The following is a 20,210-nucleotide window of genomic DNA, read 5'->3' on the forward strand; positions in this document are numbered from 1 at the left end:
CCCGGGAAAAACCCCGTCGCGGCCAATCGCGCCCCGAAGCCCCGCCACGGCCGCACCAAACCGGCATGCGGCGCGGTGCAGGCATGCTCAGGCCGCGCCTGCCAGGCGCGCGGCCTCCTCCAGGTCCACGCTGACCAGGCGCGACACGCCCGGTTCGCGCATGGTCACGCCGGAGAGCTGGTGCGCGGCCTCCATCGTCGCCTTGTTGTGGCTGACGAACAGGAACTGCACCTTCTCGCTCATCTCCTTGACCATGCCGGTGAAGCGGCCGACGTTGGCCTCGTCCAGCGGCGCGTCGACCTCGTCGAGCAGGCAGAACGGCGCCGGGTTGAGCTGGAAGATGGCGAACACCAGCGCCACCGCGGTCATCGCCTTCTCGCCGCCGGACAGCAGCGAGATGTTGGACACGCGCTTGCCCGGCGGCCGCGCCATGATCGCCACGCCGGTGTCGAGCAGGTCCTCGCCGGTGAGTTCCAGGTAGGCGTGGCCGCCACCGAACAGGCGCGGATACAGCTGCTGGATGCCGGAATTGACCCGGTCGAAGGTGTCCTTGAAGCGGCCGCGGGTCTCGCGGTCGATCTTGCGGATCGCCTCTTCCAGGGTTTCCAGCGCGGTGGTCAGGTCGGTGTCCTGCGCGTCCAGGTACTGTTTGCGCTGCTCGGCCTCGCCGCATTCGTGGATCGCGGCCAGGTTGACCGGCTCCAGCCGGCGCATGCGGCCGTCGATCTGGCCCACCGCCTGCTCCCATTCGCGCACGTCGGCGACCTCGGGCAGGGTGTTGACCACGTCGTCCATGACCAGGCCCTCGGCGACGATGGCCTGGACCAGCTGCTCGGCCTTCAGCGCCAGCGCCTGCTGGTCCAGGCGGCGCTGGGAGATGCGCTCGCGCTGGGCCAGCGACTGCTCGTCGCGCTGGTGGCGGGTCTGCTCGAAGCCGCGCAGTTCGTTGTCGATGCCTTCCAGCAGCGAACGCGCCTCGGCCAGTGCGCGGTCGGCGCGCACGCGCTCGGCCAGCGCGGCCTGGTGTTCGGATTCCAGCGCCTGCACCGGCGAATCGCCGGTGCTCAGCTGCGCGGCCAGTTCGCCCAGGCGCGAATCCAGCTGCCCACGCTGGGAATCCATGCGCTGCAGCGACTGGGTCAGCGAGGCGATCTGGGTGCGCTGCGATTCCAGGCCCAGGGCCAGGGCGTGGCTCGCGTCGCGGCTGGCGCGGGCGGCGTCGCGGGCCAGGTCGCGGGCCTCGGTGCGCTGGCGGCGCTCGGACTCCAGCGCCTGCCGCGCGGTTTCCAGGTCGCCCATGCTGGTGACGGCGTCCTCGAGCCGCGAACGCGCCTCGCGGGCCTGCTCGCGGCTGTTGTCCAGGGTCTGGACCAGCTGCGCCACTTCGTTCTCGATCCGCTCGATGCGCTGGCGCGCGGTGTCCATGCGGCCCTGCTGGCTCTGCAGCTGGCCGGCCAGTTCGGAGACGCTGCGGTGGGCCATGTACAGCTGGCGCTGCGCATCCTCGCGCTGCTGCTCGGCGGCCAGCAACTGGTCGCGCAGGTGGACCAGGCGTTCCTCCAGCGTCGCTTCGCGCTGCTGCAGCTCCTCGATGCCGGCGCGCAGCGCCTGGATCTCGCGCTCGCGCAGCAGCGCGCCCTGCTTCGCCGCGCCCTGCCGCGACACCCGCACCCAGCCGTCGCCCAGGCGTTCGCCGCCGCGGGTGATGATCGAATCGCCCTCGCCCAGCTGCGGCAACAGGCGCCGCGCTTCGGCCAGGTCCTCGGCCGCGTGCAGTCGGGCGAGCAGGCGGCGCACCGCCAGCGGACCGCGGACCTTGGCCGCCAGCGAGGTCGGCGCGAACGCGGCATCGCCGGCTTCGTCGGAGACCAGCGCGATGCGGCCTTCGCCGAGGTCGGCCAGCGCTTCCACCAGGGTCTCCGGGGCCTCCACCAGCACGCCTTCGATCAGCTGGCCCAGCGCGCTTTCGACCGCGTTCTCCCAGCCGTCCTCGACGGTGAGCTTTTCGCCCACGCGCGCGCCCGAATCCAGCCCGCGCGCCTTCAGCCACGCCAGCGCCGCGCCCTGCTCCTGGCCGAGCGCGGCCTGCTGCAGGGTTTCCAGCGAGGACAGGCGGCCGCGTGCGGCCTGCGCCTGCTTGCGCACCTCGGCCAGTTCGCCCTGCGCGGTGCGCTGCTGTTCCTGTAGCGCGGACACGCCCTGCTTGCGCGCGTCCAGCTGTTCGTTGAGTCCGTCCAGCGCGGCCTTCTGGGTTTCGTGCTGGATCTGCGCCTGTTCGAAGGCCCCGGCCAGCGCCTCCAGGTCCAGGCCGGTGCGTTCGGATGCCAGCGCCTCGCGGCGGCGCTCGGCTTCCAGCGCCTGCCGATCCAGGTAGTCGACGCGGGTGCGCTCGACTTCGCCGGCGCGCGAGGCCTCGGCCGATTCACGGCCGTGGGTTTCCCAGCGCTGCTGCCAGTCGGCCAGCGCGGCCTCGGCTTCGCGCAGGGCTTCCTGCTTGAACACGTCGTCCTCGCGCAGCTGCTCCAGGCGCGGTTCGGCGTCCTCGACCGAGGCACGCAGCGTTTCCAGCTTCTGCCGGTCGTCGCCGATGTGCTGGTCCAGTTCGCCCAGCGCGCTGGCGGCTTCGTCGCGGGCCTGGTTGAGGCGGCTGGCCAGTTCGCGCTGGTGCTGGATCTGCTGTTCGATCCGGGCAAGCACGCCGCCGACCTGGTAGACGCCGGCCTGGGCGGTGTTGAGCGCCTCGGCCGCTTCCTCGCGGCGCACGCGGCCGGTCTCGATCTCGCGCTCGGCCTCGCGCTGGCCGGCGATGATCTGTTCGAGTTTCGTCTCCTCCTGCGCCAGCCGTTCGCGCAGGCCCTGCAGTTGCACGTCCAGGGCACGGAACTGCAGCGCCTTCCACTCCGCGTCCTTGACCTTGCGCTCGGCCTGCAGCGCCTGGTACTGCTCGGCCTGGCGGGCCTGGCGGCGCAGGTGCTCGAGCTGCTTGTCGACCTCCTCGCGCAGGTCGTTGAGGCGGTCCAGGTTCTCGCGGGTGTGCCGGATGCGGGTCTCGGTCTCCTTGCGCCGCTCCTTGTACTTGGAGATGCCGGCGGCCTCTTCCAGGTAGATGCGCAGGTCCTCGGGCCGGGCCTCGATGATCTGGCTGATCATGCCCTGCTCGATGATCGAGTAGCTGCGCGGGCCCAGGCCGGTGCCGAGGAACAGGTCGGTGATGTCCTTGCGCCGGCACTTGGTGCCGTTGAGGTAGTACTGGCTCTGGCCGTCGCGGCTGACCGTGCGCTTGACCGAGATTTCGTTGAACGCGGCGAATTCGCCGGCGATTGCGTGGTCGGAGTTGTCGAAGACCAGTTCGACCGTGGCCATCGACACCGGCTTGCGCGCGGCCGAGCCGGAGAAGATCACGTCGGTCAGCGAGTCGCCGCGCAGGCGGCTGGCCGAGCTTTCGCCCATCACCCAGCGCACCGCGTCGATGATGTTGGACTTGCCGCAGCCGTTGGGGCCGACCACGCCGGTCATGTTGGTCGGCAGGTGCAGCGTGGTGGGGTCGACGAAGGACTTGAATCCGGACAGCTTGATCGTGGACAGGCGCATGCGGCGGTCGATTCCCGGGTGTTGCGGCGCGATGCGCCACCGGAGTGATGTGGTTTATCCGGAATTCGCTCCAAGTGATTGATCCACAAGGTCGAACACGCCCGGATTCTGGATTGTGACCGTGCAGTATAGCCGGCATGGCCGGCCCTCCCGCAGGCCTGGCCCAGCCGCAGCCATGCACCGGACTTGATCGGGATCAGGGGACGTTGCCGGGGCGCTGCCTAGACTGGCCGCTCTCACAGGGAGGATGGACATGGAACATGACGTCGCCATCGTCGGCGCGGGCCCGGTCGGCCTGTGCCTGGCCCGGGCCCTGGCCCTGCAGGGACGGCGCGTGGCGCTGGTCGAGCGGCAACCGGCGGCGGCACTGGCCGAGCCGGCCTTCGACGGGCGCGAGATCGCCCTGACCCACGGCTCGACCCGGCTGCTGCGCGAGCTGGGCGTGTGGGCGCACATCCCCGCCGCGCAGGTGTTCCCGCTGCGCAGCGCGCGGGTGATGGACCGCGATCTCGCCCATGAACTGAGGGTCGCGCCGCGCCGCGGCGACGGCGACCGGCTCGGCAGCCTGGTCGCCAACCACCTGATCCGGCGCGCGGCCTGGCTGGCGGTGCAGGACACCCCGGGCATCGACCTGCACGCGGAGGCGCGCATCCAGTCCGTGCACGCCGGTGCCGACGAGGCGCGGCTGCAGCTGCAGGACGGCACCACGATCCGCGCCCGGCTGCTGGTCGCCGCCGACAGTCGCTTCTCCGAGACCCGCCGCGCGCTGGGTATCGATGCGGACCTGCACGACTTCGGCAAGAGCATGCTGGTCTGCCGCGTGCGCCACGAGCTGCCGCACGGCCACACCGCCTGGGAGTGGTTCGGCCTGGGCCAGACCCTGGCCCTGCTGCCGCTGGAGGAAAACCTGGCCGGCGCAGTGGTCACCCTGCCCGGCGAACAGGCGCGGCAGCTGGCCGAGCTGGACGAGGCCGCCTTCGGCGCGGAGCTCGAACGCCGCTACGGCGGCCGCCTGGGCAAGGTCGAACTGGCCGGTAGCCGCCACGTCTACCCGCTGGTGGCGACCTGGGCGCGGCGCTTCCCGGGCCCGCGCCTGGCGCTGGCCGGGGATGCGGCGGTGGGCATGCACCCGGTGACCGCGCACGGCTTCAACCTGGGCCTGGCCAGCGTCGAACGTCTGGCCGACCTGTCCGCGATCGCCGCGCGCCAGGGGCGCGACCTGGGCGATCCGTTCCTGCTGGCGCGCTACGAGCGCCGCCACCGTCGCGGCAGCTGGCCGCTGTTCCAGGCCACCCGCGCCATCGTCGGCCTGTACACCGACGAACGCCTGCCGGCGCGCTGGCTGCGCGGCGCCGCGTTGCGGGCGAGTGCGGCGCTCACCCCGTTCCAGCGGATCGTCGCAGCCGGGCTCACCGACGCCGGGCCAGTCGACCCGACCCCGCTGCAGCGGCTGCGCACGGGGCTGGAGGCGCTGCGCCCAGGCCCGTAGAGCCGGGCTTGCCCGGCTGCCCCGCTCTGGATCAGGCCAGCCTGGCCGCGGCTTCGACGATGTCGTCCTCGCCGGGGATCACCAGGAATGCGGCCCCGGCCAGCGGCGTGTAGGTGTCGGCGCCGACCACGCGGCCGAACGGGCGGCTGCCGAAGCCACCCTCTGCGATCGCGGTGATCACGCCCTCGCCCACCCCCGCGCTGCGCCGGCCTTCGTCCACCACCAGGATCCGCTTCGCGCTGCGCGCCTGGCCGACGATGAAGTCCTCGTCGAGCGGCACCAGCCAGCGCAGGTCGACCACGCGCACCTTCCAGCCGTGCGCGGCCTCGATCCGGCGCGCGGCGCGCAGGCTCATCGGCACGCCGTTGCCGTAGGTGAACACCACCAGGTCGTCGTTGCCTTCGCCGTACACGCGCCCCTCGCCCAGCGCCATCGCCAGTCCCTGCTCCGGGTACGGAAACAGCCACTGGCCGTCGCCGCTTTCGTGCAGGTCCTTGGTCATGTACAGCGCGATCGGCTCCAGGAACACCGCCACCCGGCCGTCCACCTTCGCCAGCGCCGCCAGCGTGCGCAGCATCGCCACCGCATCGTCGCCGCGCGACGGGCAGCCGACCACGATGCCGGGGATGTCGCGCAACGCGGTGATCGAGTTGTCGTTGTGAAAATGGCCACCAAAGCCGCGCTGGTAGCCCAGCCCGGCGATCCGCACCAGCATCGGGTTGCGGTACTGGTCGTTGCTGAAGAACTGCAGGCTGGCGGCCTCACCGCGGATCTGGTCGCAGGCGTTGTGGAAGTACGCCAGGTACTGGATCTCCGGCAGCGGCAGCATGCCCATGTTGGCGTAACCCTGGGCCAGGCCCAGGATCATGGTCTCGTCGAGCAGCGTGTTGAACACGCGCGCGCCCTTGAACGCCTTCTGCAGGCCCTTGGTGACCGTGTAGACGCCGCCCTTCTGCGCCACGTCCTCGCCGAACAGCAGGGTCTCCGGATACTTGGCCATCAGCTCGTGCAGGGCCTGGTTGATCTGGATCGCCAGGTGGCGCGGGACCTGCCTCTCCGGCAGTTTTTCCTCGCCACCGAACGCGGCTGCGCGCGCGGCGGCGGGCGCCGGGCGCGCAGCCTCGGCCGCCACCGCGGCGGGCGTGTACGGCGCCAGCGGAGCGACCACCTCGGCCAAGGTCGCCAGCCGCGGCCGGCGATCCGCGTTCTCAGCGGCGGCGAAGCAGCGCTTCCGGGTGTCCTCGTACAGCGCGAGCAGTCCGTCGGCGTCCATCAGTCCCGATTCCAGCGCGATCGCCGCGCTGCGCAGCAACGGGTCGGTCGCCTCCACCGCGCACAGCTCCTCGATGCTGCGCCATTCGATCTCAAAGTCGGTGCCGGCGTGGCCCATGATCCGGGTCGTGCGCAGGTGCAGGAAGGTGGGCCGCCGGGTGCGCCGGCAATGCTCCACCGCCGCCTGCACCTGGCCGTAGCCCGCGGCCAGGTCCAGGCCGTCGGCATGGAAATAGTCGAGGTCCGGACGGCTGCGGAAGTTGCGCCCGATCCAGCCGTCAGGGGTCTTCACCGAGATGCCGATGCCGTTGTCCTCGCAGACGAACAGCACCGGCGCCGGCAGGCCCTGGTAGGCGGTCCAGGCCGCGGCATTGAACGCGGTCTGCGCGGTGGCATGGTTGCTGGAGGCGTCGCCGAAGGAACAGATGGCGATGCTGTCGGCCGGCACCGGCAGGACGTGGCCGATGCGCCGCGCCTGTTCGATAGCCACCGCCGTGCCCAGTGCCTTGGGCAGGTGGGAAGCAATCGTCGAAGTCTGCGGCAGCACCCACAGCGGCTTGCTGCCCCAGACCTTGTGGCGGCCGCCGGAAGCGGGATCCTCGGCGCTGGCGGCGAAGCTCAGTGCCGAATCCATCACCGGGTCCATGCCGGGAAGCTTGCGGAAGCGCTCGGCCATGAAGCCGCCGCTGCGGTAGTGCAGGAACGCCGGGTCGGTATGCCGCGCCAGCCGCGCCACCATCGCATTGCCTTCGTGGCCGCTGCTGCCGATGGTGTAGAAGACCTTGTTCTGCACCCGCAGCACGCGCGCCATCAGGTCCAGGTGGCGGCTGACCAGCTGCGATTCGAGCAGTTCGCGGAAGCCGCGCGCGTCCAGCGCACTGCCCGGCAGGACCGGGGCGTCTTCGCGCGGCCGCGGCGCCGGCGTGCCGCGCCAGGCGCGCACGAACTCGCTGAAGTTGCGGTCGCAGATCTCGGCGCGGTTGATGCCGCGCTTCCAGGCGGGGATGGTGGCAGCGTTCATGCGTCGATTCTGGACTATTTCCGGGAGTTCAGTCGGCGAGCGCGAAGCGGGCGACAGCCTCGGCGTCGTTGGCCTGCATCGGCACGAAGCCCGGCGTGGCGCGCACCCGCGCCAGCCAGTCGCCGAGGCGCGGGTACGCGGCCAGGTCGAAGCCGCCATCGGCGGCGCAATGGGTGTAGGCGAACAGGGCGATGTCGACGATGCCGTACTGCGGCCCGCTGAACCAGTCCGCCGCCTGCAGGTGCCGCTCCATCACCGCCAATGCCTGGTGGCCGCGCTCGTGCAGGCGCGGCAGCTCGGCGCGGCGCGGCGAGTCGGCCGGTGTCCAGCCGCGGATGAAGCGCGCCACCGCGACGTACGGCTCGTGGCTGTACTGCTCGAAGAACATCCAGCCCAGCGCCTGCGCCTTCTGCCAGGCGTCGGCCGGCAGGAAACCGGTGCCCTCGGCCAGCCAGCACAGGATCGCGTTGGACTCGGGCAGGGTGCGGCCATCGTCCAGCTCCAGCAGCGGCACCCGTCCGTTCGGGTTCTTCGCCAGGAATTCCGGCGTGCGCGTCGCGCCGCGCGGCGCATCGACCTCGTTCCAGCGGTATTCGCGGCCCAACTGCTCCAGCAGCAGCCGCACCTTGTAGCAGTTGCCGGACATGGACATGCCATGGACGGTGATCATCGCGACGTCTCCCGGTTGATGGTCCATTCGTCGCGCGTCTGGCCCCAGATGTCGACCGCCGCATTCTCGTACGGCGCCGGCATGCGTCCTGGTCCGCGGTTGCGCGAACCCAACCGCGCGGCCAGCCGCTGCGATGGCAGGTTGGCCGGATCGATGCAGTGGATCACCTCGTCCCAGCCCAGGTTGGCGAAGGCCCAGTCGATGGCCGCAGCCGCCGCCTCGCGCGCATAGCCCTTGCCCCAGGCGTCCGGATGCAACGACCAGCCCACCTCGTTGCCAGGCCAGCCATCCGGTCGCCACGGCCCGACCTGGCCGAGCCAGAGTCCCGACCCGCGTTCGATCACCGAGAACATGGCGAAGCCCTGCACCGCCCATGCGCCCGGCATCTGGAGGAATTTGCGCCATGCCGCCGCGCGAGGCTGGTGGCCACCAATGTAGCGGCAGGCCTCCTCGTCGCCCAGCAATTCGGCGTAGCGGTCGAAGTCCGCCAGTTGCGGGACGCGCAGGAGCAGGCGCCCGGTTTCGATGCTGATGTCCTGCAAGGCCGCCTCCCTGGGAATCCTGTCCGGCTGCGCACCACCCCATGCGGTGCTTCGCACCACGCCCATTCGGCGCATTATCGGAGCGAAAGCGCCACCATCGCCAGGGTGGCCAATGCCACCAGCGGCAGCACGCTGATCGACACCGCCAGCACGCCGCGGCGCATGCGCGTTCCCGCCATGGCCGCCGCGCCGCCGGCCAGTGAGACCAGCCACCAGGCCATGCCGACCAGCAGCAGCAACACCGAAACCAGCACCGCCGGCAGTTGCGACGGTGTGAAGTCGTCGGCTTCGAGCCAGTCCAGGCGGAACCCGAGCGCGACCATCGCCAGCACGCAGAACAGCGTCATCGGCACCAGCGCCAGCCCGTAGGCGCGGCGCATGTCCTGCGGCGCGGCGTGGTGGCCGAGCCAGGCCAGCGTCGCCTGCAGCAACCAGGACAGGAACAGCCAGCGCAGGCCCAGCCCGATCAGCCCGAGCGCCATCATGCCCAGCGCCAACGCCAGCGGCCCGGAGAACAGCAGGTGCCCGCGCTCCAGCAGCACTTCGGCGAGCACGGCGCATGCGCCGGTCGCCAGGCCCGCCGCCATCCCGCTGGTGGCCAGCCGCAGCGCCGCGGTGGCGCGCGGCCGGTACAGCATCCCCGCGACCAGCCAGTGCTTGCGCCGCCACCACAGCAGTGCAAGCGATGCCAGGGCCAGCCCCAGGGCGGCCGCCGGCCAGGCCCAGTCGACAGGGCGGGTGCCGAAGATCTGCCAGCGAGCCTCCAGATCCACGTCGTAATACAGCAGCTCACGCACCTTCAGCAGGTCTTCGCGCACTCGCGCATAGTCCGCGGCGGGCACCTGGTCGGCCATCCGCCGCCACTCGGCGACGATGACCAGCCGGCCCTCGGCGTCCACCGAGACATGCCGGTCGAAGCGGAACCACGGGTTCTCCACCCGCTCGTGCTCGTCGGCGATGGTCCAGCCCTGCGGGTGCCGGCTGCGCACGGTGTGCCGCCCGAAGCGCGGCCCGCCCAGAGCCAGCGGCAGCTGCCGCTGCGCCTCGGCCAGCCGTGGCGTCCAGTCCAGCAGCTGGAACGGGACGATGCCGAAGACCTTGCCCTCGTCCTTGCTGTTCCAGCGCAACCGGTAGCGTTCGCCTACCACCGCCTCCTCGCCCTCCTCGCGCAGGACCGGGTCGCCGTCGCCCTGCAGGTCGTCGTAGTAACCACGCATGTAGGCCAGATAGCCCTCGCCGACCTTGGCCGCGCCCTGGTCGCGGAAACGGTCGCGGATGCCTTCCGCATAGGAAGGCCGGTAGCGGGTGTCCACCTGGAACCCGGCCTCCGAGTATGGCGGCTCGTCGGCGAAATCCAGTTGTTGCTCCACCTCGACCTGCGGCAGTCCGGGGAACGGATACGGGATCGTGGCCAGTGCGTCCGTGCCCGCGATCACCGGCAGACCGACGCCAAAGCCCAGCGGCGCGCGCGCGTCCAGCGGACCGCTCTCGCGGTCGCGGGTAGCGTCGATCCAGGCCTCGCCCTGCGGCAGGTGCGCGCGGACCACGACATGGTCGAAGGCCAGCGGACTGGGCAGGCGTTCGGCGGTGCGCGCGCGCAGCGCGGTGTTGACCAGCACGGGCTCCGCGCGGATCCCTGCTTCGCGCAGCAGCGCGACCAGCAGCTGCGACTTGTCCTTGCAGTCGCCGAAGCGGCGCTTCGCCACCAGTTCCGGGGGATTCGGCGCGTGCGAGTTCAGCCCCATGTCCAGGCCGGTGTAGCGCACCTCGCCCTGCACGAACGCCACCGCCCGCTCCAGCGAGCCTACCGGATCGCCTACGGCGAGGTCCAGTTGCGCGGCCAGCTCCGCCGCCAGCGCGCGGTCGGAGAAACGGCCGGGAAACAGCGGCGACGCCCAGGCGGCCACGTCCTCCCAGCCTGCGGCGGTGGTGACTTCGACGCGCGAGAGCAAAGCATGACCATCGGGCACCGAGGCTTCGTCCGCGCTGGCGGCCACGTCGCGGCCATGGATCCGCAGCCAGCGCAGCCCGCCTTCCACGCCCTCGTCCTGCTCGAAGCCTGGCTCGGGCGCACGCAGGCGCAGCGGCATCGCGCCGGGATGGCGCACGCGGATCTCGCGCAGCGCCACCGGCACGCCGTAACGCGGCGTCCAGTAATCGTGGTAGCCACGCCCGAACACCGGGTTGTAGCCGTGGATGGTGTAGCGGTACTCGACCCGGTCGCCGACGCGGATGTCGGGAATGGTCACCGCCAGGGTGCGGCTGCCGTCCATCAGGCCCGCCTCCAGGCCGGATTCGCGCCGCAACAGCTCGATCCGCGAGTCGCCGAGCCGGTCGATGCGCGCATCGCCGCGCCGCAGCTCGACCGCATGCAGCACCAGCTGCTGGTAGGCCGGCTGGTAGTCCACCTGGAACTGGCCGGCACTGGCCAGCCCGCGCTCGTGGGCGACGTCGTAGGCGACGCGGCGACTCCACGCCGGCCGCGCCGCCGCCAGGTCCACCTGGTCGAGCACCAGCAGGTAGCGCAGTCCGTCGGAGGCATCCTGTGGCGTGCTGCCTTCCAGCAACGTTTCCAGTGCGGGTGGCCGCGCATCGACCTCGACCCTGTAGTCCGCGGCCACCGCATGCATGCCCACGGCCGCCAGCAGGCCGCCCGTCGCCTGCGCCAGCCGGCGCAGCCAGTTCCCGTTGCGCATACTCCCCCTGTGTCCCCGTCCCTTTCCCGGTCCGCGCCTTTCCCCGCGGGCTCAGAACGCGTTGATGCCGGTCAGTTCGCGGCCGATCACCAGCTGGTGCACAGTCTCGGTGCCCTCGTAGGTGATCACCGATTCCAGGTTCAGCGCGTGGCGGATCGCGGCGTGCTCGGTGGTGATGCCGGCGCCGCCGAGCAGGTCGCGGCATTCGCGGGCGATGTCGATGGCCATGCGGCAGTTGTTCCACTTGGCCAGCGAGACCTGCGACGGCTGCATCGTGCCGGCGTCCTTGAGCCGGCCCAGCTGCAGCACCAGCAGCTGCGCCAGGGTGATCCGGCGGGCCATTTCGGCCAGCTTGATCTGCGCGCTCTGGGTCGCCGCCACCGGGCGGCCGAACAGGATCCGCTCCTTGCTGTAGTTCAGCGCCTCGTCCAGGCAGGCGATCGCCGCGCCGACCGGCCCCCAGGTGATGCCGTAGCGGGCCTGGGTCAGGCAGCCCAGCGGCCCCTTGAGCCCCTTCACGTTCGGCAGGCGGCTGGAATCGGGCACGCGCACGTTGTCGAAGAACAGCGACGAGGTCACCGACGCGCGCAGCGACATCTTGTGCTTGATCTCCTGGGCGGTGAAGCCGGGCATGCCCTTCTCCACCACGAAGCCCTGGATGCCTTCGTCGGTCTGCGCCCAGACGATGGCGATGTCGGCCAGGTTGCCGTTGGTGATCCACATCTTGGAGCCGTTGATCACCCAGTCGCCGCCGTCCTTGCGCGCATGGGTCTTCATGTTGGCCGGATCCGAACCGCCGTGCGGCTCGGTCAGGCCGAAGCAGCCGATCACCTTGCCTGCGGCCATGTCCGGCAGCCAGCGGCGGCGCTGTTCCTCGCTGCCGTAGGCGAAGATCGGGTACATGCACAGCGAGGACTGCACGCTGACGAAGCTGCGGATGCCGCTGTCGCCGCGCTCGAGTTCCTGGCAGATCAGGCCGTAGCTGACCGCGTTGAGGCCGGCGCAGCCGTACTCCTCGGGCAGCGAGGAGCCAAGCAGGCCGAGCGAGGCGATCTCCGGCACCAGTTCCTTCGGGAAGCGGCCCTGGTCGAAGGCGTCGCCGATGATCGGGATGACCCGCTCGTCGGTGAAACGGGCCACCGCCTCCTGCACGGCGCGCTCCTCTTCGGTGAGCAGGGAACGCACGTCAAACAGGTCGTAGGGCGACAGGGCCATGGCAGGAACCGGATGCGGAGGATGCCGGCGATTGTATCGGGCCGGCCCGGGATATGGAGATGGATAGCCCGGAAACGACACAAAAAAGGGTTTTTCTCCAGGCGAGGAGGAAAGCAGGAGCGGCAGCTTGGGCGGGGGGCGCCGCAGCCGGATGCATTTACAGCACGGGCTCTGGCGCGGCCGCCCCGTGCGGATGCATTTACAGCACTGGCTCCGGTGGGGGCCGCCGCACCTTGGGTATATGGCCCACCCTTCGGGACGACATCCTGTCTTTACGAAGGGCCGTGGCACATCCATGTGCCACTTGGGCCATATACCCAAGGTACGGCGTCCTTCGCGAACTTTGAGGACGTGGCTTCTATTGGCCTGCGGCAAAGCAGACGCTGCCAGAGCAGCATGGCGATGTGCTTTCGTAGAGCGGGGCTTGCCCCGCTGCTCTTTGCCGTCGCCTATCAATCCGATCCCCGCATCAACGGACGCCCAGCAAAGCAGCGGGGCAAGCCCCGCTCCACGAGAGCCGCGCGGTCTGATCGGGATGCGCGAAGGCATGCGCCAACAGGGTCAACTGCGCCATGCGGTTCGATCGGGGCGGACGAAGCGATGACCCCAACAACGCGACAGGACGTCGTTCTGTCGCATTGGGGGTCGAGCGGCACATGGATGTGCCGCGCTCGCGAACTGAGGCAGGACGCCGACGTGAGCGACGACCCCCAGTGCGGCAGAACGGCGGCCCCCTCCGAAGCCCGCACACGCACACGCTTTGGCCTTTCGCGTTTCGCCTTCCCCCGCCCCCCTTATCCGGCAACGAACCAGAAGAAAGGCCGGCAAAAGCCGGCCTTTCTCTCTTCCAGGTGCGCGGTCCGCGGCCTACTGCTTCGAACCCTCGGCCTCCAGCGCGGCGGTCGAGGTCACTACCTGGCCGTCCACCACCGGCAGGCGGTCGGTTTCCGGCTTGCGGTCCAGGCGCAGGGTGCCTTCGCGGTCGTTGTAGCGGTAGGTCACGTCGTAGCCGACGACCTTGTCGGTGTTGCCCATCGCCACCCGGGTGCCCGGCTTGCTGGCCATGCGCATGGTGCCGGTGGTGCCGTCGGCGTTGCGGTAGGTCACGTTGTAGCCGGTGACCTTGCTCGACTCGGACACCGCCTGCTCGGTGTGGCACTGGCGCTCGGTGCGGGTGACGACCTTGCCGCCCACGTGGCGCTTGTCGACCTGGTTGCCGATCACGCCACCGGCGACCGCGCCGGCCGCGGTGGCGACCTTCTTGCCGCTGCCGCCGCCGATCTGGTTGCCGAGCAGGCCGCCGATCACGGTGCCGGCGACGGTGCCACCGACGTTGCCGTCCTTCTCCGGCAGGCGCTCCTCCACCACCACGTCCTCGCACACTTCCTTGGGCACGGTGGTCTGGGTGGTCTCGCGCACCGGCTCGGTGCCGATCACGGTGGCGTAGAGCTTTTCCTTCTGCGTCACCGGCTCGACCTTGACGATGTCGGCGTACTGCAGGGTATCGACGGGCAGCGCGTCGTCGGCCACCGGCGCGGCATCGTCGGCGGCCAGCGCCGGATCGGACGGAGCCGCGGCAATGACCGGCTCGGGCTGGCGGTCGCGGTTGTTCATGAAGGCTGCGGTGGCGATGCCCCCGACCAGCAGGGCACCGGCAGCGATCAGTACGGTAGTGGCTTGCTTCATGGTCTGGGCTCCTCGCGGGCGGTCCCCGCTGCTTGTGGCCGGATTGCATCATGGCAAACCTGAACAGGAGCAGGAATGCCGCGGCAAGGCATCCATCGCGACAGCACACACCGGCATGCTACACGCGCGCCATGCTAGTTTTCCGCGAAAGCCCCCCTGCGAGCCGAAACGCCATGCCCAGTCCCGTCCTGCTGACCTTCATGCAATGGGCACGCGGCCTGCGGTTCCCGACCCTGTTCAAGCTGACCGCGGCGCTGTTCGCGGTGAACCTGCTGCTGCCCGACCCGATCCCGTTCGTCGACGAACTGGCGTTCGGCCTGGCCACCCTGCTGCTGGCCAACTGGAAGCGGCGCAAGGAACCCGGCGCGCCGGCGCTGCCGGACGAAAGCCGGCGCTGACGGCGCGGTCGCATCCCGCCGGCCCGACATGGACCTGGTCGACAGCCACTGCCACCTGGACGCGGAGGAGTTCGACGCCGACCGCGAGGCGGTGGTGGCGCGGGCGCGCGCCGCCGGGGTCGCCCGCCAGGTCGTGCCGGCAGTGACCGCGGCCAGCTGGCCGAAGCTGCGCCAGGTCTGCCGCGCCGCGCCGGGGCTGTACCCGGCCTATGGCCTGCATCCCACCTTCCTCGCCGCGCACCGGCCGGCGCACCTGGACGAGCTGCGCGACTGGGTCGAACGCGAGCAGCCGCTGGCGATCGGCGAATGCGGGCTGGACTACTTCGTCGAGGGCCTCGATCCACGGGCGCAGGCACTGTATTTCGAGGGCCAGTTGCGGCTGGCGCGCGACACCGGCCTGCCGCTGGTCGTGCATGCGCGGCGGGCCGTGGATGCGGTGACCGCCGCGATCCACCGCATCGGTGGCGGCAGCGGTCTGCGCGGCGTGGTGCACAGTTTTTCCGGCAGCCCGGAGCAGGCCCGGCAGCTGTGGAAGCTGGGTTTCCTGGTCGGCCTGGGCGGGCCGCTGACCTACGAACGCGCGCAGCGCCTGCGCCGGCTGGTGGCGGCGATGCCGCTGGAGTTCCTGCTGCTGGAAACCGATGCCCCCGACCAGCCCGACGCCGGCATCCGCGGCCAGCGCAACGAACCCGCGCGCCTGCCCACCGTGCTGGAGACGGTGGCGATGCTGCGCGACCAGGACCCCACGGAAATCGCCGCCGCCACCAGCGCCAACGCCGAACGCCTGTTCGCCCTGCCGCCGGCTCCCCTGTAGGAGCCCACTTCAGGGGGCGACCCGATTCCGTGGGGAGGCGCTGCGTTCAACGCGAACACCCCCGGAGGGGCCGCGTTGAACGCCGCGCGTTCCGGCGTTCGTCGGGTCGCCCCCTGAAGTGGGCTCCTACAATGAGCGGTTCTTCAGCAGGATCTCGAGGGCCTTGCCGGCGGCGGCGAAGGCGAATGCGCCGGTGATGTGCGTGGCCGCGCCCAGGCCGGCGCCGCAGTCCAGCTTCAGCGCCGCGTCGGCGCCCAGCTGCGGGCGCAGGCCGCAGACGCTGCCGTCGGCCTGCGGGTACTTGACGTTCTCCAGCGAGTACACCGCCGGCACGCCGAAGTAGCGCTGCGCGTTCTTCGGGAAGTTGAACTCGCCGCGCAGCTTCTTGCGCACCAGCGCCAGCATCGCGTCGTGCTCGGTGCGCGAAAGGTCGCGCACGCGCACCAGGGTCGCATCGGTGCGCCCGCCGGCGGAACCCACAGTCAGCACCGGTTGCTTGCGCCGCCGGCACCAGGCGATCGCCTCGACCTTGGTGCGGAAGCTGTCGCAGGCGTCGATCACCAGGTCGAAGCCGCCACCGAGCAGCTCCTCGAGGTTGGCCCCTGTGAGGAACGCCGGCACCGGGCGCGCCTCGATCGCCGGGTTGATCGCGCGGCAGCGCTCGGCCATCGCCTCTGCCTTGTTCCGGCCGTACTGGCCGGCGAGCGCCGGCAACTGGCGGTTGGTGTTGGACACGCACACGTCGTCGGCGTCCACCAGGTCCAGGGCGCCGACGGCCGAGCGCGCCAGCGCCTCGGCCACCCACGAGCCCACGCCACCCAGGCCGACCACCGCGACCCGCCGCGTGGCCAGCCATTCCGCCGCGCCACGGCCGTAGAGCCGGTCGATGCCGGCGAAGCGTTCGAGCAGGGATGCATCCATCCGCGCATTCTAGCGGGCGTGCATTGCCGGGCGCCGCCGCCCTATCATCTTCGCCACCCACCACCGCACGGAGCCCGCCGCATGGCCAGCCAGGAACCCCGCCGCCCGAGCAACGCCGGACGCTACCTGTTCCTGTTCCTGCTCGGCCTGGTGGTCGGTGCAATCGCCGCGGTGATGGGCCTGCGCGCGCTGCAGGCACGCGCCGATCCCTTCCCCGACGCGCTGATGAACGTCATGGCGCACCAGGGGGGCGCACTGCGCAATGCAGCCAAGGCCAACCGCTGCAGCACCAGCGACAGCCTGCCGCGGCTGCACTCGCTGCGCGCACTGGCCAACGACCTGGAGCCTGCGTTCCCCGGCCTCACCGACGACACCCGCTTCGGCACCGCCGCCAGCGGCCTGCGCGCGGTGCTCGACGAAGCGCTCGCCACCCCGCCGCAGGACTGCGCGCAGCTGGCCACGCTCAACGAGCGCATCGGCGAAGGCTGCAAGGCCTGCCACCGCGATTTCCGCTGAACCGCGGCTGATACCGCGGCCTCGCATCGCGCACGCCGCCACGCCCGGTTGGCGTGGCGTTCACGCCTGCCGAAACAGGATGGCCACAACGCAACCGCGTACCTGGCCGTCACGGTCGCCATTCGTCACCAAGGAGAGCAAACGATGAAGCATCGCCACCTGCTGGGAATCACCGCCTTCGGCGTGCTGGCACTCGCCGGCTGCGCCACCTCGCCTTCGTCCGGCTACGGCTATGGCAGCTCGACCCCGGCCTATCCGTCGCAGGCCCGCTGCGCGGACTGCGGCATCGTCACCCGGATCGACGCGATCGCCTCGGGCCGCAGCGCGCCTTCGGCCACCGGCGCGATCCTCGGCGGCATCGTCGGCGCGGTCGCCGGCCACGAGATCTCGGACAAGACCGGCGGCAGCAAGGGCAACCAGAACGTGGCCGCCGTCGCCGGCGCCGCGGCCGGCGCGATGGCCGGCAACGCGATCCAGAACCGCGCCACCTCCGACACCTACAACATCCACGTGCGCCTGGACGACGGCCGCAGCGTGGTGATCAACCAGCGCGACCTCGGCGGCATCCGCGAGAACACCTACGTGCGCGTGGTCAACGGCAAGGTGGTACTGCGCTGAGCCGGGCCGCCCGGCCTCGGCCGGGCGGCGTACGCCTTCCCTGCGCCACGCACGGCAGGAAGGGATGACCGACGCGCAAAAAGAAACGGCCCGCCAGCTGGCGGGCCGTTCCATATCCGTTGTCGGCAATGCTTCAGGCGGCCTGGACGGCGTCCGCCTGCAGGCCCTTCTGGCCCTGCACGACGGTGAAGCTGACCTTCTGGCCTTCCTTGAGGCTCTTGAAGCCCTGCATCTGGATGGCGCGGAAATGCACGAACACGTCCTCGCCATTCTCGCGGCTGATGAATCCGAACCCCTTGGCATCGTTGAACCACTTCACGGTGCCCGTCTCGCGCTCTGACATTACTGCTGACTCCTCGAACTGTGCTGGGTGGTGGTTACGCCGTTGCCACGGCGGCTGGTTGCAAGGAGTACGCGAGGTGGAACGATGTAGCGGACCATCACCATCACCTACTAGACCTACCGCATCAGGCCACGGGTACACGGTGACCTTGCCAAGCGCAGCGGCCCCAAACTTACCTCTCGTTCAGGGGAAATGCAATCATGGCAAGGACTTGCCCGCCCCCTGCCCGGAACCGGAGTTTTCCGACGATGGATCCCGCCCTTTTCTGGTATGCCATCGCCGCGGTTCTGGTCCTGGTCGGCCTGGCCGGCGTGGTCCTGCCGGCGTTGCCGGGCCTGCCGCTGGTGTTCACCGGGATGCTGGTGGCGGCCTGGGCCGGGGATTTCCAGCGCATCGGGCCGGTGCCGCTGGTCGCGCTGGGCCTGCTGACCCTGCTGTCGGTGGTCGCCGACTTCATCGCCACTGCCGCCGGGGCCAAGCGGGTCGGCGCCGGGCCGATGGCGGTCTGGGGCGCCGCCCTGGGCACCCTGGTCGGCATCTTCTTCGGCCCGCTGGGCCTGGTCGGGGGCCCGTTCCTCGGCGCCCTGCTCGGCGAACTGTGGCATACCCGCCAGTTGCGCCGCGCCACCCACGTCGGCCTGGCCACCTGGGTCGGGCTGTTGCTGGGCACGGTGCTGAAGCTGGCGCTGGCCTTTGCCATGCTCGGGCTGTTCGCCCTCGCCTGGCTGTTCTGAGTCGATGCCATCGCGCCCCTTGCCCCTACCTGAGCTGGAACAGCCTTTGAACCGGACCCATCCCCTTGCCTCCATCCTGTGCGTCCTGGCCGGCAGCGTGGCACCGCCGTTGGCCGCGCAGGAAGCCATGTCGCCTCGCGCCAGCGCCGAAGGCTGCATGGCCATCGCTTCCGACCCGCAGCGACTGGCCTGCTACGACGCCGCGCTCGGCTATGCCGCGCCCACGCCGCAACAGGCCGACCAGGCCGCGCGCGAGGCGGCCGAACGGCTCGACTCGCAGCGCGCGCAAGAACGCGCCGCCGCCCTGCCCGCCGACGCCGGCCTGGGCGAACGTGCGCGCCAGCGCGCCGGCGAACTGTTCCGCAACGAGGACCTCGCATACGCCCGAGACGACCTCGCCACCGTCGCCAATGCCGGCCGCGGTTCGCTGCTGGCCAGCCGCTGGGAACTGGCGAAGGACTCCAAGCTGGGCATCTTCCAGATGCGCGCCTACAAGCCGGTGTACCTGCTGCCCGCGTTCTGGACCAGCAACACCAACAACCAGCCGCACTCGCCCAATCCGGACAACACCGTCACCCAGGACGAGGAGGTGCTGGACAGCGTCGAGGCCAAGTACCAGATCAGCTTCAAGACCAAGCTGGCCGAGAACCTGTTCGGCGACAACGGCGACATCTGGGCCGGCTACACCCAGAGCTCGCGCTGGCAGGTCTACAACGCAGAGATCTCGCGGCCGTTCCGCGAAACCAACTACGAGCCGGAGGTGATGCTGCTGTTCCGCAACAGCTACAGCCTGTTCGGCTGGAATGGGCGGATGGCCGGGATCGGCATCAACCACCAGTCCAACGGCCGCAGCGACCCGCTGTCGCGCAGCTGGAACCGGGCCATCCTCACGGTCGGCCTGGACCGCGAGAACTGGGCCTTCGTGGTGCGGCCGTGGTACCGCTTCAAGGAGGACGCCGAGGACGACAACAACGCCGACATCGAGGATTACGTCGGCCGCGGCGATGCCATGCTGGTCTACAACCGCAATGGCTACGAGCTGTCCCTCACCGGGCGCCATTCGTTGCGCGGCGGCGACCGTTCGCACGGTTCGCTGCAACTGGACTGGGGCTTCCCGATCACCAACCTGCTGCGCGGCCACGTGCAGGTATTCGATGGTTACGGCGAGAGCATGATCGACTACAACCACCGTGCCACGTACGTCGGCGTCGGCTTCGCCCTGCTGGAGTGGTTCTGATGGCCGCGACGCGCGTGACGATCTGGCACAACCCGCGCTGCTCAAATTCGCGTGGCGCGCTGCAGCTGCTGCGCGAGCGCGGGATCGAGCCGGTGGTGGTGGACTACCTGTCCGAGCCGCCGGACCGGGCGACGCTGCTGCAGGTCGCCGCGGACAGCGGGCTGGGCCTGCGCGGGCTGGTGCGCGACAAGGAAGCGCTGTTCGGCGAACTGGGGCTGGCAGGCGCTGGCGAAGACGCCCTGCTCGCCGCGATGCTGGCCCATCCGCTCCTGATCAACCGGCCGGTGGTGATCACCGCGCGCGGCACGCGGCTGTGCCGGCCGCCGGAAACGGTACTGGAGCTGCTGGACTGACGCCGGGAGAGCAGCCGGGCAAGCCCGGCTCTACGGTGCGGCGGACCACCGGTATGATCGGGGCGGTTGAATGCGTGGGGAGAACGCCGCCTTG

The 20,210-nt window shown here is 70.5% G+C and carries 17 protein-coding genes; 8 read left to right on the forward strand and 9 right to left on the reverse strand.

What is annotated here, in order from left to right:
• Window positions 1-87: 87 nt before the first annotated feature.
• A complete protein-coding gene (smc, locus tag CSC64_RS00615) occupies window positions 88-3,591 on the reverse strand; it encodes a chromosome segregation protein SMC (protein WP_162433377.1) in 3,504 nt (1,167 codons plus the stop codon).
• 253 nt (window positions 3,592-3,844) lie between these two features.
• Between smc and ubiM the strand changes: the two genes are divergently transcribed.
• Window positions 3,845-5,080 carry a 5-demethoxyubiquinol-8 5-hydroxylase UbiM gene (gene ubiM / locus CSC64_RS00620; protein ID WP_162433378.1) on the forward strand — a complete coding sequence of 412 codons (1,236 nt, stop codon included), beginning with the start codon at window positions 3,845-3,847 and terminating at the stop codon, window positions 5,078-5,080.
• A gap of 31 nt (window positions 5,081-5,111) precedes the next feature.
• Here the strand turns inward: ubiM and CSC64_RS00625 are convergent, their stop codons facing one another.
• The 6 genes from CSC64_RS00625 to CSC64_RS00650 all read right to left on the reverse strand — a co-directional run bounded on the left by CSC64_RS00625 (window position 5,112) and on the right by CSC64_RS00650 (window position 14,182).
• The gene (locus tag CSC64_RS00625) at window positions 5,112-7,373 is read right to left on the reverse strand and encodes a thiamine pyrophosphate-dependent enzyme (RefSeq protein WP_162433379.1); all 2,262 of its coding nucleotides are present in this window, start codon (window positions 7,371-7,373) and stop codon (window positions 5,112-5,114) included.
• 28 nt (window positions 7,374-7,401) lie between these two features.
• Window positions 7,402-8,043 (reverse strand): glutathione S-transferase family protein, encoded by a 642-nt coding sequence (locus CSC64_RS00630; protein WP_162433380.1) that lies wholly within the window; start codon window positions 8,041-8,043, stop codon window positions 7,402-7,404.
• Window positions 8,040-8,585, reverse strand: a complete 546-nt coding sequence (locus tag CSC64_RS00635; RefSeq protein ID WP_238389690.1) for a GNAT family N-acetyltransferase — start codon at window positions 8,583-8,585, stop codon at window positions 8,040-8,042. Before CSC64_RS00635 ends, CSC64_RS00630 begins: the two co-directional genes overlap by 4 nt.
• 74 nt (window positions 8,586-8,659) lie before the next feature.
• On the reverse strand, window positions 8,660-11,281 hold the full coding sequence (locus CSC64_RS00640) for a DUF3857 domain-containing protein (protein WP_162433382.1): 2,622 nt from the start codon (window positions 11,279-11,281) through the stop codon (window positions 8,660-8,662).
• 51 nt (window positions 11,282-11,332) lie between these two features.
• Window positions 11,333-12,496 (reverse strand): acyl-CoA dehydrogenase family protein, encoded by a 1,164-nt coding sequence (locus CSC64_RS00645; RefSeq protein WP_162433383.1) that lies wholly within the window; start codon window positions 12,494-12,496, stop codon window positions 11,333-11,335.
• Window positions 12,497-13,363: 867 nt separating this feature from the next.
• Window positions 13,364-14,182 carry a glycine zipper 2TM domain-containing protein gene (locus CSC64_RS00650; protein ID WP_162433384.1) on the reverse strand — a complete coding sequence of 273 codons (819 nt, stop codon included), beginning with the start codon at window positions 14,180-14,182 and terminating at the stop codon, window positions 13,364-13,366.
• Window positions 14,183-14,355: 173 nt separating this feature from the next.
• Between CSC64_RS00650 and CSC64_RS00655 the strand changes: the two genes are divergently transcribed.
• Together CSC64_RS00655 and CSC64_RS00660 are read left to right on the forward strand one after the other, a co-directional pair.
• Window positions 14,356-14,580: a DUF6116 family protein gene (locus CSC64_RS00655; protein WP_162433385.1), complete on the forward strand. Its 225-nt coding sequence runs from the start codon at window positions 14,356-14,358 to the stop codon at window positions 14,578-14,580.
• 28 nt (window positions 14,581-14,608) lie between these two features.
• Complete coding sequence (locus tag CSC64_RS00660) at window positions 14,609-15,394, forward strand: TatD family hydrolase (RefSeq protein WP_162433386.1); 786 nt, start codon at window positions 14,609-14,611, stop codon at window positions 15,392-15,394.
• A 126-nt stretch (window positions 15,395-15,520) separates the two neighbouring features.
• Here CSC64_RS00660 and CSC64_RS00665 read toward each other — a convergent pair whose 3' ends face one another.
• Entirely contained in the window at window positions 15,521-16,315 is a 795-nt protein-coding gene (locus CSC64_RS00665) for a tRNA threonylcarbamoyladenosine dehydratase (RefSeq protein ID WP_162433387.1), read from the reverse strand.
• A gap of 81 nt (window positions 16,316-16,396) precedes the next feature.
• Between CSC64_RS00665 and CSC64_RS00670 the strand changes: the two genes are divergently transcribed.
• Window positions 16,397-16,831, forward strand: a complete 435-nt coding sequence (locus CSC64_RS00670) for a hypothetical protein (protein ID WP_162433388.1) — start codon at window positions 16,397-16,399, stop codon at window positions 16,829-16,831.
• Between the two features lie 144 nt (window positions 16,832-16,975).
• On the forward strand, window positions 16,976-17,449 hold the full coding sequence (locus CSC64_RS00675) for a glycine zipper 2TM domain-containing protein (protein ID WP_162433389.1): 474 nt from the start codon (window positions 16,976-16,978) through the stop codon (window positions 17,447-17,449).
• A gap of 133 nt (window positions 17,450-17,582) precedes the next feature.
• On the opposite strand, the gene CSC64_RS00680 is transcribed toward CSC64_RS00675, so the two are convergent.
• Entirely contained in the window at window positions 17,583-17,792 is a 210-nt protein-coding gene (locus CSC64_RS00680) for a cold-shock protein (RefSeq protein ID WP_162433390.1), read from the reverse strand.
• Between the two features lie 248 nt (window positions 17,793-18,040).
• Here CSC64_RS00680 and CSC64_RS00685 point away from each other — a divergent pair, with 248 nt between their 5' ends.
• The 3 genes from CSC64_RS00685 to arsC are packed head-to-tail and all read left to right on the forward strand — an operon-like array spanning window position 18,041 to window position 20,116.
• Complete coding sequence (locus CSC64_RS00685) at window positions 18,041-18,526, forward strand: DUF456 domain-containing protein (protein WP_162433391.1); 486 nt, start codon at window positions 18,041-18,043, stop codon at window positions 18,524-18,526.
• Between the two features lie 46 nt (window positions 18,527-18,572).
• The gene (locus tag CSC64_RS00690) at window positions 18,573-19,763 is read left to right on the forward strand and encodes a phospholipase A (RefSeq protein WP_425501636.1); all 1,191 of its coding nucleotides are present in this window, start codon (window positions 18,573-18,575) and stop codon (window positions 19,761-19,763) included.
• Window positions 19,763-20,116 carry an arsenate reductase (glutaredoxin) gene (gene arsC, locus CSC64_RS00695; protein ID WP_162433393.1) on the forward strand — a complete coding sequence of 118 codons (354 nt, stop codon included), beginning with the start codon at window positions 19,763-19,765 and terminating at the stop codon, window positions 20,114-20,116. Before CSC64_RS00690 ends, arsC begins: the two co-directional genes overlap by 1 nt.
• Window positions 20,117-20,210 lie beyond the last annotated feature (94 nt).

This window comes from Pseudoxanthomonas koreensis (assembly GCF_010093225.1).
GTDB classification, from domain to species: Bacteria; Pseudomonadota; Gammaproteobacteria; order Xanthomonadales; family Xanthomonadaceae; genus Pseudoxanthomonas; species Pseudoxanthomonas koreensis.

What these genes read in the sequence shown, in the direction of transcription:
- smc (WP_162433377.1), bottom strand. Translation starts at nt 3,591, where the DNA reads ATGCGCCTGTCCACGATCAAGCTGTCCGGATTCAAGTCCTTCGTCGAC.
- ubiM (WP_162433378.1), top strand. Translation starts at nt 3,845, where the DNA reads ATGGAACATGACGTCGCCATCGTCGGCGCGGGCCCGGTCGGCCTGTGC.
- CSC64_RS00625 (WP_162433379.1), bottom strand. Translation starts at nt 7,373, where the DNA reads ATGAACGCTGCCACCATCCCCGCCTGGAAGCGCGGCATCAACCGCGCC.
- CSC64_RS00630 (WP_162433380.1), bottom strand. Translation starts at nt 8,043, where the DNA reads ATGATCACCGTCCATGGCATGTCCATGTCCGGCAACTGCTACAAGGTG.
- CSC64_RS00640 (WP_162433382.1), bottom strand. Translation starts at nt 11,281, where the DNA reads ATGCGCAACGGGAACTGGCTGCGCCGGCTGGCGCAGGCGACGGGCGGC.
- CSC64_RS00645 (WP_162433383.1), bottom strand. Translation starts at nt 12,496, where the DNA reads ATGGCCCTGTCGCCCTACGACCTGTTTGACGTGCGTTCCCTGCTCACC.
- CSC64_RS00650 (WP_162433384.1), bottom strand. Translation starts at nt 14,182, where the DNA reads ATGAAGCAAGCCACTACCGTACTGATCGCTGCCGGTGCCCTGCTGGTC.
- CSC64_RS00655 (WP_162433385.1), top strand. Translation starts at nt 14,356, where the DNA reads ATGCCCAGTCCCGTCCTGCTGACCTTCATGCAATGGGCACGCGGCCTG.
- CSC64_RS00660 (WP_162433386.1), top strand. Translation starts at nt 14,609, where the DNA reads ATGGACCTGGTCGACAGCCACTGCCACCTGGACGCGGAGGAGTTCGAC.
- CSC64_RS00665 (WP_162433387.1), bottom strand. Translation starts at nt 16,315, where the DNA reads ATGGATGCATCCCTGCTCGAACGCTTCGCCGGCATCGACCGGCTCTAC.
- CSC64_RS00670 (WP_162433388.1), top strand. Translation starts at nt 16,397, where the DNA reads ATGGCCAGCCAGGAACCCCGCCGCCCGAGCAACGCCGGACGCTACCTG.
- CSC64_RS00675 (WP_162433389.1), top strand. Translation starts at nt 16,976, where the DNA reads ATGAAGCATCGCCACCTGCTGGGAATCACCGCCTTCGGCGTGCTGGCA.
- CSC64_RS00680 (WP_162433390.1), bottom strand. Translation starts at nt 17,792, where the DNA reads ATGTCAGAGCGCGAGACGGGCACCGTGAAGTGGTTCAACGATGCCAAG.
- CSC64_RS00685 (WP_162433391.1), top strand. Translation starts at nt 18,041, where the DNA reads ATGGATCCCGCCCTTTTCTGGTATGCCATCGCCGCGGTTCTGGTCCTG.
- arsC (WP_162433393.1), top strand. Translation starts at nt 19,763, where the DNA reads ATGGCCGCGACGCGCGTGACGATCTGGCACAACCCGCGCTGCTCAAAT.